Here is a 16,991-nt window from a genome sequence, read left to right as displayed (position 1 = left end):
TCGCTTATCTCGTCGGCATCCGGCGCCTTGCGGCGCGCGCGGATCCATCCGGCGCGTCTTAAAGACTGCGGCGTGTGATGCGGTCAATGTGGCTGCAACGCACGCGCCGTTCAACGCCCCTTTGTGCGGGGCTGCCGCCCGTTCTTCACAGAGTCTTCGAGGAAGTCACGATGCAGCTGCGCGAGCGTTTCACCGCCGAGATGAAAGAGGCCATGAAGGCCGGGGACAAAGGTCGCCTTGCGACGGTGCGGATGATCCAGGCCGCCCTGAAGGACAAGGACATCGAGGCGCGCGGCCTCGGCAAGGAGCCGGCCTCGGAGGAGGAGATCCTGTCTCTGCTCCAGAAGATGATCAAGCAGCGCACCGAATCGGCTGCCGTCTATGTGCAGGGCGGTCGCCCCGAACTGGCGGAGAACGAGCGCGCGGAGATCACCATCATCGAGTCCTTCCTGCCGAAGCAGATGGACGAGACCGAGATGAAGGCCGCCGTCGAGGCCGCGATTCTCGAAACCGGTGCCGCCGGCCCGAAGGATATGGGCCGGGTCATCGCCGCGCTGAAGGGCACTTTTGCGGGCCGGATGGATTTCGCCAAGGCGAGCGGCCTCGTGAAGGCGGCGCTTGCGGCGAAAGGCTGAGCCAAAGCGCAATCGAAACGGCACCGGAACCGCATCTCGCCGCGCTTCGGCGCGGCGTTCTACCCGCAATCCCCTGCCGCATCGGCGCGCAGTCCGGGACTCTCGGGCATCTGAGGCGTTATACTCGCGGGTCCCCTCACACGCCCCGCGTCGCCCTTGCGCTATCCGCCGCACATTCTGGAAGAGATTCGCGCCCGGCTTCCGGCCTCGGCCGTGGTCGGCCGCCGGGTGCAGCTGAAGAAGGCGGGCCGTGAGTGGCGGGGTCTGTCTCCGTTCAACGCGGAGAAGACACCGTCCTTCTACGTGAACGACCAGAAGCAGTTCTATCACTGCTTCTCATCCGGCAAGCACGGCGACGTCTTCACCTTCCTGATGGAAACGGAAGGCCTCAGCTTCCCCGAGGCGGTGGAACGGCTGGCGGGCGAAGCAGGCGTGATCCTGCCCGCACCGACGGCCGAATCGCGGGAGACCGAGAAAAAACGCGCCACCGCCATCGACGTGATGGAGATGGCCGCCGCGTGGTTCGAAGATCGCCTGCGTTCCTCGAAGGGCACCGAGGCCCGGTCCTATCTCGACCGGCGCGGCCTTGGTGAGGATGTCCGGCGGCGTTTCCGCCTCGGCTACGCGCCGAACGAACGCTACGCCCTTCGCGATCATCTCGCAGAGAAGGGCATCGATCGTGACACGATGGTCGAACTCGGGCTGATCGCGGGCGGCGAGGACATCGCAGTCCCTTACGATTATTTCCGCGACCGGGTGATGTTTCCCATCACCGATCTGCGCGGCCGGGTCGTCGCCTTCGGCGGTCGAGCGCTGTCTAAGGACGTCCGTGCAAAGTACTTGAACTCGCCGGAGACGCCGCTCTTTTCCAAGGGGCGGATGCTCTACAACCTGCACAATGCGCGGAAGGCGGCGCACGAACGCAGTTCGGTCATCGCCGTGGAAGGCTATGTCGACGTCATCGCCATGACGCTCGCGGGCCATGCTGAAACGGTGGCGCCGCTCGGCACAGCCCTCACCGAAGATCAGCTCGCGCTGCTCTGGCGCCATGCCGACGAGCCGATCCTGTGCTTCGATGGCGACGGGGCTGGCCTGAGGGCGGCCCACCGGGCGCTCGACGTCGCCCTTCCCCTTCTCGAGCCCGGCAAGAGCCTGCGCATCGCCCTCCTGCCAGGTGGGCAGGATCCTGACGACCTCCTCCGTTCCGGTGGCCCCGGCGCCATCGACCGGGTGTTGGAAAGCGCGATCCCGCTGTCGGAATTGCTCTGGCGGCGAGCGGTCGAATCGGGACCGATCGACACGCCGGAGCGCCGGGCCGGTCTGGCACGCACACTGCGCACGCTCATCGCAACGATCCGCGACGAGACGGTGAAGCGCTATTACCGAGACGATATCGAAGACCGGCTGCGCGGGCTTTCTCCGCAACCTGTCCGCAATGCGCCGAGCGGGCGGCCTCGCACGGGAAAGTGGCAGGCCGAACCCGCGTCACCGCGCATGACGGCGGCACCGAGTGCGTCGATGACATCCTCGGCCGGCTTCAGCGGTGCCGCTCCGGTGCGCGAGGCGGTCATCGCGGGCACCTTCCTCGTCCATCCCGAACTGGTGTCGACGTTCGGCGACGATCTCGCCGAGCTGGACTTCACCGATTCGGATTGCCGGGCGGTCGTGTCGGCTCTGCTGGCCTGCGCGGGCGAGCATTTGATGCCGGACGCCACGCTGTTGCAAGAACGCCTCACTCGTTCCGGGCTTACCGATGCCGCAGAGCGCGTCCTGGGGGTTGCGCGCTCGCGGGAGCGTGCACAGCTCGATCCACAGGCCGATCCTGCGCAGCGCGCAGACGCCCTGCGCCAAGCGATGATCTTGCACCGGCAGGCCGGCGCGCTACATAGCGAACTTCATGAGGCACGGCAGGCGTTTGAGGCAGATCCAACAGATGCCGGCTGGACCTGGGTGTGCGACGTGAAGGAGAGGCTGGCAACAGTGCTGTCGGCAGAATCGGAGGCTGACCTTCCGAAAACGGATGCGTAAGCGTGCCGTGACTTCCTGGCAGTGCTGGCGCTATAGGCGGCTATCGGCGGTGGCGGCTTGAGCACGCGCAGCCTTAGTTAACACACGGTCAAGCCTGAGGCTTGCATACGAACTCGGGGTCGCGCGATGGATGGGCGCGACTCGCACCAGTTTTTGCATCGCGGCGTCGAACGTGCGGGCAGGCTGTCGAAGCCTCCGCAATCCGCCGCAACGGGACAACAATAGGCTCATCATGGCGACGAAGGCAACGGAACGGGACGAGGCGGACGCTGCACCCGAGCAGCAGACCGACGGGCCGCTCCTCGACCTGTCGGATGCCGCCGTTAAGCGGATGATCAAGCTCGCCAAAAAGCGCGGCTACGTGACCTACGAAGAGGTCAACGAGGTGCTTCCGGAGGGCCAGTCGGATCCGGACCAGCTCGAGGACGTGCTGTCGCAGCTGTCCGAGATGGGGATCAACGTCGTAGAGGCGGAAGAAACCGAGGAAGCTGCCGCGGGCGAAAAGCCGGCTGCGGCCGAGGGTGATGAGGAAGAGGCCGAGGGCGGCGAAGTCGCCGAGATCGCCTCGACCCGCGCCGTCGCCGTCACGACCACGACGCGCGAGCCGACCGACCGCACCGACGATCCGGTGCGCATGTACCTGCGCGAGATGGGCTCGGTGGAGCTCCTGTCACGCGAGGGCGAAATCGCCATCGCCAAGCGCATCGAGGCCGGGCGCGAAGCGATGATCGCGGGGCTGTGCGAGAGCCCGCTGACCTTCCAAGCCATCATCATTTGGCGGGATGAGTTGGTGGAGGGCAAGGTCCTCCTGCGCGACATCATCGATCTCGAAGCGACCTATGCCGGGCCTGACGGGCGCAACGCGCCGCAGATGGGCGAAGGCGAGAGCGACGAGGACGGCGAGCAGGCCCCGCCCGAGGGCGGCGACGAGGAAGACGACCTCGAAAACAACGTCTCGCTGGCCGCGATGGAAGCGGAGATCAAGCCGCGCGTCCTCGAGACCTTCGACTCGATCGCCCAGAACTACCACAAGCTGCGCAAGGCCCAGTCCGACGCCGGAGCGGTGGACAAGTCCTCGGCCCAGGTGAAGAAGCAGGGTGACCTGAAGGACATCGTCGTCGCCGACGTGAAGTCCCTGTCGCTGAACAACAACCGCATCGAGGCGCTGGTCGGCCAGCTCTACGCGATCAACAAGCAGCTTATCGGCCACGAAGGTCGGCTGATGCGCTATGCCGAGAGCCACGGCGTCGCCCGCGACGAGTTCCTTCGTCATTACCAGGGCTACGAGCTCGATCCGGCCTGGATGGAGCGCGTCGGCACACTCGGCGGCCGGGGTTGGAAGAACCTCGTCGAGAAGGGCCAGAAGCAGGTCACGGAACTGCGCTCGCAGATCCTCGATCTCGCTTCGGAGACCGGTCTCGAGATCGGCGAATTCCGCCGCATCGTGAACATGGTTCAGAAGGGCGAGCGCGAAGCCCGGCAGGCGAAGAAGGAAATGATCGAGGCGAACCTGCGCCTCGTGATCTCGATCGCCAAGAAGTACACGAACCGCGGCCTGCAGTTCCTGGACCTGATCCAGGAGGGCAACATCGGCCTGATGAAGGCCGTGGACAAGTTCGAGTACCGCCGCGGCTACAAGTTCTCGACCTACGCCACGTGGTGGATCCGGCAGGCGATCACCCGCTCGATCGCCGACCAGGCGCGCACGATCCGCATCCCGGTGCACATGATCGAGACGATCAACAAGATCGTCCGGACCTCGCGCCAGATGCTGCACGAGATCGGCCGCGAGCCGACCCCGGAGGAATTGGCCGAGAAGCTGGCCATGCCGCTGGAGAAGGTCCGCAAGGTCCTGAAGATCGCCAAGGAGCCGATCTCCCTCGAGACGCCGATCGGCGACGAAGAGGACAGCCACCTCGGTGACTTCATCGAAGACAAGAACGTTGTCCTGCCGATCGACGCGGCGATCCAGAGCAATCTTCGCGAGACGACGACGCGCGTCCTCGCGTCGTTGACCCCGCGCGAAGAACGCGTGCTGCGCATGCGTTTCGGCATTGGTATGAACACCGATCACACGCTGGAAGAGGTCGGCCAGCAATTCTCGGTGACCCGCGAGCGCATTCGTCAGATCGAGGCGAAGGCGTTGCGTAAGCTCAAGCATCCGAGCCGCAGCCGCAAGCTCAGGAGCTTCCTCGACAACTAAGCCGGCGGCACGCGCCGCCGGTTTCCGGCCAAGCCTTGCTTTGCCGTACCGGAATCCCACCTTGGCGCCATGCTCGAACGACGTCCGCCTTTGCCCGTAACACCCACGGCCGATGCGGACGGGTCCGAGACCGGCGATGTGCCCTTCGGTGCGCTGGAACCCTCGGTCGGCATCCGTGACTGGCTGCTGGGTGAGGGCGCGCGCATCGACAAGGCCGAGCGGATGCTCGAAGGGCTGGCCGAGCGGCTGATCGAGATCGGCGTTCCGGTCGATCGAGCCTCGACGGCGATCGATACGCTTCACTCGGAATATGCCGGTGTCGGGCGCGTCTGGACCCGCAACGGCGGCGTAACCGTGCGGCTCTTCCCGCACGGCAGCCGATCGCAAGAGGCGTATCTTCGAAGCCCCTTCGCGGAGGTGCACCAGACGGGGCGGTGGCTGGTTCTCGATCTCTCGGAGACGCCGGACGAGGCCTACGCCATCGTTCCCGACCTGAAGGCCGAGGGCTACACGCACTACGTCGTGGCACCCCTGTTCTTCACGAACGGCACGCAGAACGGCATCACCTTCGCCACCAAGTGCCCGACGGGTTTCGAGCGGGAGCACATCGCGATCCTGCGCTTCATCATGCCTGCCCTGGCGGCGGTGATGGAAATGCGGGTGCTGAACAAGCAGCTCGATCACGTGCTGCGAGTCTACGTCGGGGACGAGCCGCACCGGGCGATCCTGTCAGGTGACATCCGGCGCGGGCAGGTGACCCGCATCCGCTCCGCGATCCTGTTCGCCGACATGCGTGACTACACGCGAATCTCCGCGGATATGACGCCGGAAGAGGCCGTGGCGCTCCTCAACGTCTTCTTCGACTGTCTCGTGCCCCCCATCGAGGGGGAGGGCGGCGAGGTCCTGAAATACCTGGGCGATGGCCTGCTCGCGATTTTCCGCGAGAGCGGCGACGACCTCGGGGGCGCGGCCAAGGGGGCGCTGACGGCCGCTCAGCACATCCTGGCCGCGATCGACGAAGCCAATGCCCTGCATCAGTTTCCGGTGCCGATTCAGGCCGGCATTGCCCTGCACCATGGCGAGGCGGCCTACGGCAATGTCGGCTCGGGCTCACGCCTCGACTTCACGGTGATCGGGCGCGACGTGAATCTCGCAAGTCGCCTCGCCAAGCTCAATCGCGGCTTGGGCGAGGAGCTTTTGATGTCGAAGCCCTTCGTGGATTTCCTGTGGGGCGACCCGGTCCCAGTGGGAACACACGTTCTCCACGGCTTCGAGGAGCCGATGGCGGTGTTCAAGCCGAAATTCCTCCGGCCTCGTAAGCGGGATTGATCCGCCCCACCCTCGTTGCCGCCGCTACGTCTTTGCGAGCGCAGCGAAGCAACCCAGGGCAACGGGACATATCCAAGCGTGGCGCATCTCTGAATTGCTTCGCTCCGCTCGCAAAGACGGCGAGGGTGGCGGTCTCGGTGTCGCCGGAGGGGATTGACGCTTCGCCCACCACGGGCCACATCAACAATGTTCCAGGGAGATCCCCGGCAAGGGGCTGAGAAACCGCTGGCACGCTCGCAAGAGCCTGCGGCGCGGAAATCCTTCGAACCTGATCCGGTTCATACCGGCGTAGGGATTGGACCGCGGCCGTCTCCAAGACAGGCCGATGCTTTTCAAGCGAAGCACCCGGCCTCATCCCTACGCCCCGCATTTGGGAGCGTTCTCATGGGATTGGACAGGCCCATATCCCCCATCGGTCAACGCAGGCAGCCCGGCTTCGCGCTGAAGGCCGTGCCGATGCCCGAACGCGCCGACGTGGCCATCGTCGGCGGCGGATTGATCGGCCTCGCCTGCGCGTGGCGCCTCGCCGCGAGAGGTCTCGCCGTCACGGTGATCGAGCGCGACACAATCGGTTGCGGGGCGAGCCTCGCCGCGACGGGGATGCTCGCACCAGCGGCCGAGCATGAGCCGGGTTCCGACCCACTCCTGCCACTCGCCATGGATTCCCTCGCACGCTGGCCCGGCTTCCGCGACGATCTCGAAGCCGCCTCTGGCCTGTCCATCGATTACCGGCCGGACGGGACGCTGGTGTTGGCCATCGGCCGGGACGAAGTGGAGCGCCTGCGCTTTCGTTTCGACCTGCAACGCCGCTCAGGGCTAGACGCTACGTGGCTGAATGGCACGGAGGTCCGCCGCCTGGAGCCGATCCTGCGCCCTTCCGTGACGGCGGGGGTGCAATGCCCTCTCGACCACCAGGTCGACCCTCGCCTCGTCATGGCTGCTCTGGCGCAGGCCTGCGAAGCGTCGGGCGTGACGATTCTCGAGCAGACGCCTGTGACCGGCCTCGACTGGTCGGGCGGACGCGTGACGGGCGTCGTCACACAGAAGGGCCGTCTCGCGGCCGGGACGGTCGTCCTCGCCGCCGGTGCGTGGAGCGGCGAGGGTGGGTTGTTGCCCGAAACTCTCGCGCTGCCGGTGCGTCCGCTAAAGGGGCAGGCGCTCGCGCTGCGCACCACACGGCAAACCGGAACGCTGGCCCGCATGGTGTGGACCGAACAGGTCCACATGGCGCCCAAGAGCGACGGCCAACTCATCATCGGCGCCACGGTGGAGGATTGCGGTTTTCGCGAGGGCGTCACGGCCGGTGGGCTCTATGCCCTGCTGGAAGGTGCCCGCCGGGTACTCCCAGGCATTGAGGAGATGGAGGTGGAAGCCGTTTGGAGCGGCTATCGCCCGACCTCCGACGACGATGCGCCGATCATCGATACGATCGCGCCGGGTCTCGTGGCCGCCACCGGCCATCACCGCAACGGCTACCTCCTGGCCCCCGTCACCGCCGACGCGGTGGCCGATCTCGTGACGTCGGGTGAGCTCCCCGCCGTGGCGCGATCCTTCACCCTGGCCCGCTTCGCGCGGCCCGAGCCGAGGAGGGCCGCCCGATGAAGCTCTTCGTCAACGGCGAGCCCCGCGAGAGCGAGGCCGAGACCGTCGAGGCCCTGTTCGCCTTCGAGGCCGAGGAGTCCGGCCTCGAAAGCCCGCAGGGCATCGCCATCGCACTGAACGGCCGCGTCCTTCGCCGGAAGGACTGGGCCGACACCACCATTACGCCGGGCGACCGCATCGAGATCGTCCGCGCCATGCAGGGAGGCTAGAGCATGGACAGCACCGTCACGCCGCTACGGCCCGAAGAGGACGACGCCCTGGTCATCGCCGGGGTTCGCCTGTCGTCACGCCTGTTCCTCGGCACCGCCGGATATCCAACCCAGGCGATCATGCGCGATGCCGTGGAGGCGTCCGATGCCGAGGTCGTCACGGCCTCGATCCGCCGAGTCTCTCTGCGGGGTCACGGCTCGGACACGGTCAGTCTGCTGAAAGGTCGCCGCTTCCTGCCGAACACCGCCGGGTGCGAGACCGCCCGCGACGCCATCATGACCGCCGAACTCGCCCGCGAGGCACTGGACACGACGTGGATCAAGGTCGAGGTCATCGGGGATCGCGAGACGCTCTATCCCGACGTCGCCGAACTGATCGAAGCCTGCCGCCATCTCGTGGATGAGGGCTTCACCGTCTTACCCTATTGCAACGACGACCCCATCGTCTGCCGCCGCCTCGAAGACATCGGCTGCGCGGCGGTGATGCCGATGGGGTCACTGATCGGGTCCGGCATGGGCGTCGCCAACCCCGCCAATATCGAACTGATCTGCCGCCGGGCGGGCGTGCCGGTCATCGTCGATGCGGGCATCGGCACTGCCTCGGATGCCGTGATCGCCATGGAACTCGGCGCCGCCGCCTGCCTCGTGAACACCGCCGTCGCCAAGGCCGACGATCCCGTCCGAATGGCGCGCGCCATGGCCCGTGCCGTCGAGGCGGGGCGTGACGCCTACCTCGCCGGGCGCATTCCGCGCCGGGGCCGCGCCGAGCCGTCGAGCCCGCAACTCGGCCTCGTCGGCTCATGAGCCTGCCGTCGCCGCTTCTGGCGGTGACGGACCGCCACGGCCACTCCCGCCCGCTCCCCGAGACGGTGCGGGCGGTGCTCGCCGGGGGAGGGCGGTGGATCTGGTTCCGCGACCGCGACCTGCCCGACGAGGAACGACGCTTACTCGGGCAGACGCTGGCGGACGACGTGCGCGCAGCCGGCGGCGTCCTCACGGTCGGCGGTGATGTGGATCTGGCCCTTGCCCTAGGAGCCGGTGGAATTCACCTGCCGATGACGGCCCTGGACGGTGTCCGTCAGCGTGTTGGCCCGGACAGACTCATCGGCGCATCGGCGCATTCGCTCGGCGACGTCGCGGCAGCGGCTTCGGCGGGCGCCGACTATGTCACCCTCAGTCCGATCTTTCCCACCGCCAGCAAGCCCGGCTACGGCCCGGCGCTCGGGCCCGAGGCCATCACTGCCACGCGACGCTACGGTCTGCCCATCATCGCCCTGGGGGGGATCGATGAGAGCAACCTCACTTTCTGCCGGGATGCGGGAGCGGCGGGGTTTGCCGTGATGGGCGGGGTAATGCGATCGGAAGATCCCACCGCGACCGTCAGACGCCTCATCACACGATGGCAGGCTCCACCGTCATCGCGAACGCAGTGAATCGATTCAGTGCGGCGGGCCACCTCCGAAGGCGGCGCGTCCCTGGATTGCTTCGCTACGCTCGCAATGAGGTGGACATGGTCTACGCCGCGGGTCCGTAGGGCGGACGCGGGATCGCACGATGGGCGGCCCGCAGGGCAGCGGACCAGCGCTCACGCAGATCGTGGAAATACCCTTCTCCCGCCTCGATCCGGTGGTTCACTTCGAGGTTCAGGGCATTGCGCCGGGCCAACGCGATGTCGATGGGCAGGCCGACGCCGAGATTGGAGCGCATGGTCGAGTCCATCGACACCAGGCTCACTTTCAACGCGTCGTACAGTTCGGTCTCGAACTTCACGGCCCGGTCGAGGATCGGCTTGCCGTATTTGTGCTCACCAATCTGCAGGAAGGGCGCATCGGTGCTGCACTCGATAAAATTGCCCGCCGAGTAGATCAGGAACAGCCGCATCGGCTCGTTGCCGATCTGACCGCCGAACAGCAACGAGATCGAGAAGCGGATGCTCGCCGCCTCGAAGCCCCTCTGCTCGATGGTCCGCACCCGGCGGATCGCCCGGCCGATGAGTTGAGCGGCCTGGAACATGGTCGGCGCTTCGATCAGGCGCTGGGGCGGATCGCCCTCCTCGCCCGGCACGCCTTCTTGCAGCATGCTCAGCACGGACTGCGTGATCGATAGGTTGCCCGCCGAAGCGAGCATCATCACGCGCTCACCCGGCACGTTGAAATGATGCAGCTTGCGATAGGTCGAGATGTCGTCGAGCCCCGCATTGGTGCGGGTATCGGCGACCATCACGAGGCCCTCCTCGACGAGGACACCGACGCAGTAGGTCATGATCTCAAGGTTCCGGCGTGGAGTGCGTCAGCATTGGACAGCCGACTTGCCTTGCTCGACCCGAAGCTTCACGTCCAGCGTTTCGGTGCCGCCACCCATGCGGCTGCCGCGGATCGGGGCAGCGCCGAGATAGTCGAGCCCCATGGCGAGGCGGATATACTGCTCCGAGGGGCTGATCTTGTGGACCGCGTCGAAGGCGACCCAGCCGAGATCCGGCACCAGGGCCTCGGCCCAGCCGTGTGGTGCCTCGACTTCGGCCTCGCCGTCGTCGCGCGCCCGATAGCCCGCCACGTAGCGCGCCGGGATGTTCAGGTGCCGCGCCGCCGCGATGAAGACATGCGTGATGTCCTGCGGATTGCCGCTTCCGGCCGCCAGCGCCTTGGCAGCGGGCACGGCGGATGTCGCCGGCCCGGGCTCGAACGTCACCGCGCCGTGCACCGCCTCCATGAGCCGATGCAGGGCCGCCAGCGGGTCCTGCGCGCCCTTCGCGGCGTTTGCCGCCAATTCGTGCAACTCGGGGCTCGTCGTGCAGAAATCCGTCTCGCGCAGATAGAACAGGTCCGGGAGACGCTCCACGGCACCGCGCACGACACCGTGCGTGTCGTCGGTGTCGGCCTCGCCGGTCACGCGGATCATGAGCGTGTCGGCGGGCTCGTCGGGCGTGAACCAGTGGACGACGTTGCCGAAGCCGTCCTCTCGGGCGGTCAGGCGGCCGTCGACGCTGGTGTCGATCCGCCAGCGGCGGATGTACTGCCCGTCATGGTCGCGCGGTGTCAGCCGCAGGATCTGGATCAGACCCCGCGCCGGCTGCTCATAGGTGTAGCTGGTCTCGTGGACCACGCGGATGCGCATGCGCCTTTCCCGCCTGTCTTAGCTGTTGGGCCTGCCCCGGTTTCACCCCCGTGCGGCGTCAGCCGACGAGATACTGCTTGGCGATCGCTTCGCCCACCCCGTTATTCTCGGCGATGAACCCTTCGACGAACTCGTGCAGGCCGGCGCCGAAGATGCGGTCGATGTTGTCGCTCTCGAGCTTCGCCAGCAAGTTGCCCGCCAAGCGCTGGCTCGGTCCGCGGCGGCCATACGCATCGGCGATGAGGTCGAGATACTCGACGATCACGCCATAGCAATTGGCGAAGGACCGCGGCATCTGCTTGTTGAGCATGAGCAGATCCGCCACCAGAAGCGGCTTCACACTCTCGCGGTAGACCCAATGGTAGGCGGTCAGCGCGGAGACCTCGCGCAGGATCGTCGTCCACTGGAAGTAGTCGAGGCTGCCGCCGATCTTTTCATCATGCGGCAGAAGGATCTGGTACTTCACGTCGAGGATGCGGGCCGTATTGTCCGCCCGCTCGATCGCCGTGCCGAGCCGGGTGAACCAGAAGGAGTCGTTGCGCAGCATCGTGCGGAAGGCCGAACCGTCGTAGGTCAACGAAACGGTCTTCACCCAATCGAGGAAGCGGCCGAACTCGTCTCGGTTCAGTTCGCGCCCGGAATAGCTCCGCAATTCCAGCCATGCGCCGTTGATCGCATCCCACATCTCCGTCGTGAGCGCAGTGCGCACGGAACGGGCATTTTCGCGGGCTGCTTCGATGCAGGAGCGGATCGAGGACGGGTTGTGCGGGCTGAACGCGAGGAAATCGCACACCGTGTCGGCATTGACGACGCTGTAATGCGGCTTGAACAGCTCCGGATCCCCCGCTGAGGCGAGAGCCGATTCCCATTCGTTGGTTTCACCGCCGCCATAACTCGTCGGCAGGGCAGCGAGGCGATGCGCGGCGTCGAGGATGCGCGCCACGAAGTCGGCGCGCTCGACGTAACGCGAGAGCCAGTAGAGGTTGTCGGCAGTCCTTGAGAGCATTGTACGGCTCGATCGTCCCGTCCCGTCAGGGCTTACGCGGTCTTGTAGAAGTGGCGGTCAGGCGTCGAGCACCCAGGTGTCCTTCGTCCCCCCACCCTGGCTCGAATTCACGACGAGGGATCCTTCCTTGAGGGCGACGCGGGTCAGGCCGCCGGGAACGATGCGGATCTCATCCGCTCCACAGAGCACGAAGGGCCGCAGATCCACGTGGCGCGGCGCGACGCCGGAGGCGACGAAGGTCGGGCAGGTGGACAGCGACAGGGTCGGCTGGGCGATGAAGCCGTCCGGCGCATGGCGCAACTTCTTAGCGAAGTCGTCGATTTCTCGCTTGCTCGCATGGGGGCCGACGAGCATCCCGTAGCCGCCCGACCCGTTCACTTCCTTCACCACCAGCTCGGACAAGTTGTCCATCACGTAGGCAAACGCCTCCTTCTCGCGGCAGCGATAGGTCGGAACGTTGTGCAGGATCGGCTCCTCGCCGGTGAAGAATTTCACGATCTCCGGCATGTAGCTGTAGACCGCCTTGTCGTCCGAGATGCCGGTGCCCACCGCGTTGGCGAGGGTGACCGAGCCGCGCTCGTAGGCGTTCATGATGCCCGGAACGCCGAGCACCGAATCCGGCCGGAAGACGAGGGGATCGAGGAAGTCGTCGTCCAGGCGGCGGTAGATCACGTCGACCCTGCGCGGGCCTTCCGTGGTGCGCATGTAGACGACGTCGTCCTTGGTGAAGAGATCGGATGCCTCCACCAGTTCGACGCCGAGCTTATCGGCCAGGAACGAGTGTTCGTAGAAGGCCGAATTGTAGCGGCCGGGGGTGAGCAGAACCACGGTCGGGTCGCGCGTCGCCGAGGCGGGGGCGAGGCTGCGAAGCGTCGCGAGCAGGGAATCGGGGTAATTCTCGACCGGGGCGACGCGGTGCTTCGAGAACAGGTCCGGAAAGAGCCGCAGCATCACTTCGCGGTTTTCCAGCATGTAGGACACGCCGGAGGGGATCCGGGCATTGTCCTCCAGCACGAAGAAATCCTTCTCGCCGGTGCGGACGATGTCGATGCCCGCCACATGGACATAGAGATCGTGCGGCACCCGGAAGTTGCGCATCTCCATGCGGTAATGGGCGTTCCGGTACACGAGGTCGGCAGGAATGATGCCGGCCTTGATGCATTCCTGTGCGCCGTAGACGTCCTTCAGGAACATGTTGAGCGCGGTAACGCGCTGCTTCAACCCACGCTCGAGGAAATCCCATTCCGGCCGGGTGATGACCCGCGGAATGATGTCGAAGGGAATCAGTCTCTCGGTGGATTCGGTGTCGCCGTAAACAGCGAAGGTGATGCCGATGCGCCGAAACAGCAGTTCGGCCTGGCTGCGGCGAGTGTTGAAATGGTCCGCCGGGGTCGAGTCGAGCCAAGTCTTCAGTCGTCCATAGGCCTCGCGAAGGGTGGCCGGATCGGCTGGGCCGCCAAGGCCGGTCATTTCATCGAAGGCTGTGGCAGCCATGCTTTGCTCCCTCCACACGCTCAAGCTCTCAAGGCAAGAGGCGCGCCATGGCCGATACGTAGCGGCCGAAGCCGCGCTTGCCAAAGGCCAAGGCTTTTAGAAGAGCTTTAGGCCTTTCAGGCTCGCGTGACCGTTACGAGCCATGATGACGTGATCGTGCACCACGATATTCAAGGGCGCCAGGACGGACACGATCTCCCGGGTCATCGAGACGTCCGCCGCCGAGGGCTTTGGATCGCCCGAGGGGTGGTTGTGGGCGAGGATGATCGCCGTCGCGGAGAGTTCGAGCGCCCGGCGCGCCACCTCGCGGGGGTAGGCGGGCGTGTGATCGACGGTGCCACGCCCCTGCACCTCGTCGGCGATCAGATGGTTGCGCTTATCGAGGAAGAGGATGCGGAATTCCTCGCGCGGGGCGAACGCCATGGTCGCGCGCAGGTAATCGGTGAGGGCGGTCCATGTGGCGAGCACGTCGCGGTCGCGGATCTCGCCCCGGGCCAGCCGCCGCCCAGCAGCTTCGACAAGCTTGAGATCGGTGACGACGCTCGGCCCGATACCGTCGATCTCCAATAGCCGCGCCCGCTCGGCGCCCAGCACCTCCGCGAGGCTGCCGAAACGGCGAATCAGCGCCTTGGCCAGTGGCTTGACGTCCCGCCGCGGGATCGCCCGGAAGAGGAGCAGTTCGAGCAGTTCGTAATCGGGCAGGGCATCGCCCCCCGCCTCGGTGAACTTGTCTCGAAGGCGGTCCCGGTGGCCGAGGTAATGCGGCTCCTCCACGGGGACGGAGAGCGCGGGTGTGGCCGCGCCCTCGCTGAAACCGGGGCCGCGCCGCGACGGCGAGCGTGCCACGCCCGCCTCAGGCCGCCGGGTTGACCGGCTGGTGCAGGCCCTTGGGTGAGGTCGTAAAGATCTCGACCCCCGTCTCGGTGACGGCGACCGTGTGCTCGAACTGGGCAGACAACGAGCGGTCGCGGGTGACGGCGGTCCAACCATCGCCCAGCACCTTCACCGCCGGGCGGCCAAGATTGATCATCGGCTCGATGGTGAAGAATTGGCCGGGCTTGAGCGGCACGTCGTAGCTCGCTTCCACGTAGTGCAGGATCGTCGGCGCATCGTGGTAGATGCGCCCGAGGCCATGGCCGCAGAAATCGCGTACGACCGAGCAGCGCTCCGACTCCGCAAAGGATTGGATCGCACGCCCGATATCGTTGGTAGATCCGCCGGGCTTCACGGCCGCGATGCCGCGCATCAGCGCCTCGTACGTGATCTCGCACAGGCGCTGCGCCTTGCGCGGCACCTCGCCGACATAGGCCATGCGGCTCGAATCACCGTGCCATCCATCGAGGATCAGGCAGATATCGAGATTGACGATATCGCCTTCCCGCAGCGGCTTGTCATTGGGGATGCCGTGGCACACGACGTGGTTGATCGAGGTGCAGATCGACTTCGGATAGCCCCGGTAGAATAGGGACGCCGGATAGGCCCCGTTATCCATGGCGAATTCGAAAGCCAGCTTGTCCAGGGCGTCCGTGGTCACGCCCGGCTGCGTCGCCTCCATCAGGAGGTCGAGGGCCTGTGCCGTCAGGTGTCCTGCGCGGCGCATCCCCGCGAAATCCTCCGGGCCGTGGATCGGCGGCTCCGGCGCCCGGCGCGCCTGGGCGCTCGCCTGTTCCTGCATCATGATCAGAGGTTTCTGGTAGGATCGTCGTACTGGCGGTGGTCTCTATGTACGGTGCGGCAGGCGGGAGGCCAAGCGCCGTGGCCGTCGGGCATTGCGCAAGCGGCATGTCCTGTCCGCGAGGCTCGCGCACGGCCTCCCTTGCGCGGCTGGGGGGCGGGGCGGCATAAGCGCAGGCGGACAGGCCCCGTTGGCGGGGCAGGTGAGGGCCGGATGGCAGGCAAGTCGGTACCGCATTTCCACAACGAACCCGGCGTCCCGGCCATCTCGGTCGGCGCAAAGGAGTTCATGTGCATCGGCGCTCTGCCGCCGTTCGACCACCCGCACGTGTTCCTGGACATGGGCGCGGACAACGAGATCATCTGCCAGTACTGCTCGACCCTCTACCGGTACCAGCCGTCGCTGGGGGCTGGGGCGGCCGATCCGGCGGAGTGCGTCTGGCACGACGATTCGGCGAAAGCGGCTTAGGCGGCGCTCGCTCGCGGTGTCCTCAGGGCCGCAACCACACTCCACGCCCCTCGAGATCGGGATTGCCGGCGCCGGTATCGGCGGCCTGACGGCTGCGCTCGCGCTCTCGGATGCGGGTCATGCCGTCACGCTGATCGAGCGTCGCACCGGGTTCAGCGAAGTCGGCGCGGGCATCCAGATCTCGCCCAACGCCAGCCGGGTGCTGGCGGGCCTCGGCTTGGCCCCCGCGATGCGGCGTGCGGCGAGCGAGCCGCCGGGTGTCGAGGTCCGCTCGCTGGAGAGCGGTCGCCGGGTCGGCGGCGTTACGCTGGGCGCGGAGGCGCGAGAGCAATTCGGCGCGCCCTACTACGTCATTCACCGGGCCGATCTTCAGACCCTGCTGCTCGACGCGGTGCGGGCAAGGCCCGGAATCCGGTTGCTGATGGGACGATCCGTCGATGAAGCGCATGAGGGCTCGGAGCGGGTGAGCCTGACGGCGGAGACCGGCACCGGCCTGCAGACCCTCGACTTCGATTTGCTGGTCGCGGCGGACGGGCTGCGCTCGGTCTTGCGCCGCCGCTTTGACGACGCACCGCTCCGGCCCGGCCGGGCGGCGGCATGGCGGGCACTCGTTCCGCGTGAAGCCGTGCCGGAGACCTTGCAGGGCGAGGCCACCGGGCTGTGGCTCGGGCGCGGCCGGCACGTGGTGCATTATCCGGTGCGGGGTGGAACTCTTCTCAACGTCGTGGCCGTCGTCCCCGAGGCGGTGGGCGAGAAAGGCTGGGGGCGTCTCGGCGAACCTGCCGTGCTGCGCGCGCATTTCCGCCGCTGCGCCGAACCCTTACGGGATCTGCTCAGCTTGCCGGATTCCTGGCTGGTCTGGTCACTGGCCGACAGGCCCGCACCGCATCCGATGGCGCGAGGGCGGATCGCGCTGCTGGGCGATGCGGGTCATCCGGTTCTGCCCTACCTCGCGCAGGGTGCCGCGCTGGCCATTGAGGACGCAGCGGTTCTGACAAGCTGCCTCGCGCAGGCGCCCAGTGTGCCGCAGGCCCTGGACGCCTACTCATCGGCGCGTGAAACCCGCGTCAGGCAGGTGCAGAAGGCAGCGCGGAGCAACGGACGCACCTATCACGCGGGCGGAGTCGTCGGCCTCGTGCGCGATGCGGTGATGCGGCGCCTCGGCCCAACAGGAATGCGGGAACGTTACGCCTGGGTCTACGGATGGACGCCACCCGCTTGATCCCGG

The 16,991-nt window shown here is 66.6% G+C and carries 16 protein-coding genes and 1 riboswitch; of the genes, 10 read left to right on the top strand and 6 right to left on the bottom strand.

All coding sequences use genetic code 11. The features are described from left to right. Positions 1–170 precede the first annotated feature (170 nt). The 8 genes from J4O73_RS17035 (at position 171) to J4O73_RS17000 (ending at position 9,439) form a co-directional block, all read left to right on the top strand. Positions 171–635: a GatB/YqeY domain-containing protein gene (locus tag J4O73_RS17035; protein ID WP_426219198.1), complete on the top strand. Its 465-nt coding sequence runs from the start codon at positions 171–173 to the stop codon at positions 633–635. 156 nt (positions 636–791) lie between these two features. Then, positions 792–2,663, top strand: coding sequence for a DNA primase (dnaG, locus tag J4O73_RS17030; protein WP_426219196.1), 1,872 nt, complete (start codon positions 792–794; stop codon positions 2,661–2,663). Positions 2,664–2,895: 232 nt separating this feature from the next. Then, on the top strand, positions 2,896–4,866 hold the full coding sequence (gene rpoD / locus J4O73_RS17025) for an RNA polymerase sigma factor RpoD (protein WP_426219194.1): 1,971 nt from the start codon (positions 2,896–2,898) through the stop codon (positions 4,864–4,866). A 69-nt stretch (positions 4,867–4,935) separates the two neighbouring features. After that, the gene (locus J4O73_RS17020) at positions 4,936–6,195 is read left to right on the top strand and encodes an adenylate/guanylate cyclase domain-containing protein (RefSeq protein WP_378974574.1); all 1,260 of its coding nucleotides are present in this window, start codon (positions 4,936–4,938) and stop codon (positions 6,193–6,195) included. Between the two features lie 184 nt (positions 6,196–6,379). Beyond that, a riboswitch (TPP riboswitch) is annotated at positions 6,380–6,508 on the top strand. Between the two features lie 71 nt (positions 6,509–6,579). Further along, entirely contained in the window at positions 6,580–7,797 is a 1,218-nt protein-coding gene (gene thiO, locus J4O73_RS17015; RefSeq protein WP_426219193.1) for a glycine oxidase ThiO, read from the top strand. Continuing rightward, complete coding sequence (gene thiS / locus J4O73_RS17010) at positions 7,794–8,006, top strand: sulfur carrier protein ThiS (protein WP_426219191.1); 213 nt, start codon at positions 7,794–7,796, stop codon at positions 8,004–8,006. The genes thiO and thiS overlap by 4 nt, the downstream gene beginning before the upstream one ends. A 3-nt stretch (positions 8,007–8,009) precedes the next feature. Next, on the top strand, positions 8,010–8,810 hold the full coding sequence (locus J4O73_RS17005) for a thiazole synthase (protein WP_426219189.1): 801 nt from the start codon (positions 8,010–8,012) through the stop codon (positions 8,808–8,810). Continuing rightward, positions 8,807–9,439: a thiamine phosphate synthase gene (locus J4O73_RS17000; RefSeq protein ID WP_426219187.1), complete on the top strand. Its 633-nt coding sequence runs from the start codon at positions 8,807–8,809 to the stop codon at positions 9,437–9,439. Before J4O73_RS17005 ends, J4O73_RS17000 begins: the two co-directional genes overlap by 4 nt. Positions 9,440–9,521: 82 nt before the next feature. Here the strand turns inward: J4O73_RS17000 and J4O73_RS16995 are convergent, their stop codons facing one another. The 6 genes from J4O73_RS16995 to map all read right to left on the bottom strand — a co-directional run bounded on the left by J4O73_RS16995 (position 9,522) and on the right by map (position 15,298). Beyond that, positions 9,522–10,268 (bottom strand): peptidase, encoded by a 747-nt coding sequence (locus tag J4O73_RS16995; protein ID WP_426219185.1) that lies wholly within the window; start codon positions 10,266–10,268, stop codon positions 9,522–9,524. A gap of 27 nt (positions 10,269–10,295) precedes the next feature. Continuing rightward, positions 10,296–11,120: a transglutaminase family protein gene (locus tag J4O73_RS16990; protein WP_426219183.1), complete on the bottom strand. Its 825-nt coding sequence runs from the start codon at positions 11,118–11,120 to the stop codon at positions 10,296–10,298. A 58-nt stretch (positions 11,121–11,178) separates the two neighbouring features. Next, the gene (locus J4O73_RS16985) at positions 11,179–12,126 is read right to left on the bottom strand and encodes an alpha-E domain-containing protein (RefSeq protein WP_426219182.1); all 948 of its coding nucleotides are present in this window, start codon (positions 12,124–12,126) and stop codon (positions 11,179–11,181) included. A 57-nt stretch (positions 12,127–12,183) separates the two neighbouring features. Continuing rightward, positions 12,184–13,620 carry a circularly permuted type 2 ATP-grasp protein gene (locus J4O73_RS16980; protein ID WP_426219180.1) on the bottom strand — a complete coding sequence of 479 codons (1,437 nt, stop codon included), beginning with the start codon at positions 13,618–13,620 and terminating at the stop codon, positions 12,184–12,186. Positions 13,621–13,716: 96 nt separating this feature from the next. After that, positions 13,717–14,466, bottom strand: a complete 750-nt coding sequence (gene radC, locus J4O73_RS16975) for a RadC family protein (RefSeq protein ID WP_426219178.1) — start codon at positions 14,464–14,466, stop codon at positions 13,717–13,719. Between the two features lie 7 nt (positions 14,467–14,473). Further along, positions 14,474–15,298 (bottom strand): type I methionyl aminopeptidase, encoded by an 825-nt coding sequence (gene map, locus J4O73_RS16970; RefSeq protein ID WP_426219176.1) that lies wholly within the window; start codon positions 15,296–15,298, stop codon positions 14,474–14,476. A gap of 210 nt (positions 15,299–15,508) precedes the next feature. Between map and J4O73_RS16965 the strand changes: the two genes are divergently transcribed. Further along, the gene (locus J4O73_RS16965) at positions 15,509–15,763 is read left to right on the top strand and encodes a zinc-finger domain-containing protein (protein ID WP_378974552.1); all 255 of its coding nucleotides are present in this window, start codon (positions 15,509–15,511) and stop codon (positions 15,761–15,763) included. Between the two features lie 16 nt (positions 15,764–15,779). Further along, positions 15,780–16,985, top strand: a complete 1,206-nt coding sequence (locus J4O73_RS16960) for an FAD-dependent monooxygenase (RefSeq protein WP_426219174.1) — start codon at positions 15,780–15,782, stop codon at positions 16,983–16,985. Positions 16,986–16,991: the final 6 nt, after the last annotated feature.

This window comes from Methylobacterium sp. NFXW15 (genome assembly GCF_049887755.1).
Lineage (GTDB): Bacteria > Pseudomonadota > Alphaproteobacteria > Rhizobiales > Beijerinckiaceae > Methylobacterium.
This window is presented reverse-complemented; position numbering and strand designations above follow the sequence as displayed.

Bases quoted from the DNA above. Each gene is read 5' to 3' on its own strand.
- J4O73_RS17035 (WP_426219198.1), top strand. From the start codon at position 171: ATGCAGCTGCGCGAGCGTTTCACCGCCGAGATGAAAGAGGCCATGAAG.
- rpoD (WP_426219194.1), top strand. From the start codon at position 2,896: ATGGCGACGAAGGCAACGGAACGGGACGAGGCGGACGCTGCACCCGAG.
- J4O73_RS17020 (WP_378974574.1), top strand. From the start codon at position 4,936: ATGCTCGAACGACGTCCGCCTTTGCCCGTAACACCCACGGCCGATGCG.
- thiO (WP_426219193.1), top strand. From the start codon at position 6,580: ATGGGATTGGACAGGCCCATATCCCCCATCGGTCAACGCAGGCAGCCC.
- thiS (WP_426219191.1), top strand. From the start codon at position 7,794: ATGAAGCTCTTCGTCAACGGCGAGCCCCGCGAGAGCGAGGCCGAGACC.
- J4O73_RS17005 (WP_426219189.1), top strand. From the start codon at position 8,010: ATGGACAGCACCGTCACGCCGCTACGGCCCGAAGAGGACGACGCCCTG.
- J4O73_RS17000 (WP_426219187.1), top strand. From the start codon at position 8,807: ATGAGCCTGCCGTCGCCGCTTCTGGCGGTGACGGACCGCCACGGCCAC.
- J4O73_RS16995 (WP_426219185.1), bottom strand. From the start codon at position 10,268: ATGACCTACTGCGTCGGTGTCCTCGTCGAGGAGGGCCTCGTGATGGTC.
- J4O73_RS16990 (WP_426219183.1), bottom strand. From the start codon at position 11,120: ATGCGCATCCGCGTGGTCCACGAGACCAGCTACACCTATGAGCAGCCG.
- J4O73_RS16985 (WP_426219182.1), bottom strand. From the start codon at position 12,126: ATGCTCTCAAGGACTGCCGACAACCTCTACTGGCTCTCGCGTTACGTC.
- J4O73_RS16980 (WP_426219180.1), bottom strand. From the start codon at position 13,620: ATGGCTGCCACAGCCTTCGATGAAATGACCGGCCTTGGCGGCCCAGCC.
- map (WP_426219176.1), bottom strand. From the start codon at position 15,298: ATGATGCAGGAACAGGCGAGCGCCCAGGCGCGCCGGGCGCCGGAGCCG.
- J4O73_RS16965 (WP_378974552.1), top strand. From the start codon at position 15,509: ATGGCAGGCAAGTCGGTACCGCATTTCCACAACGAACCCGGCGTCCCG.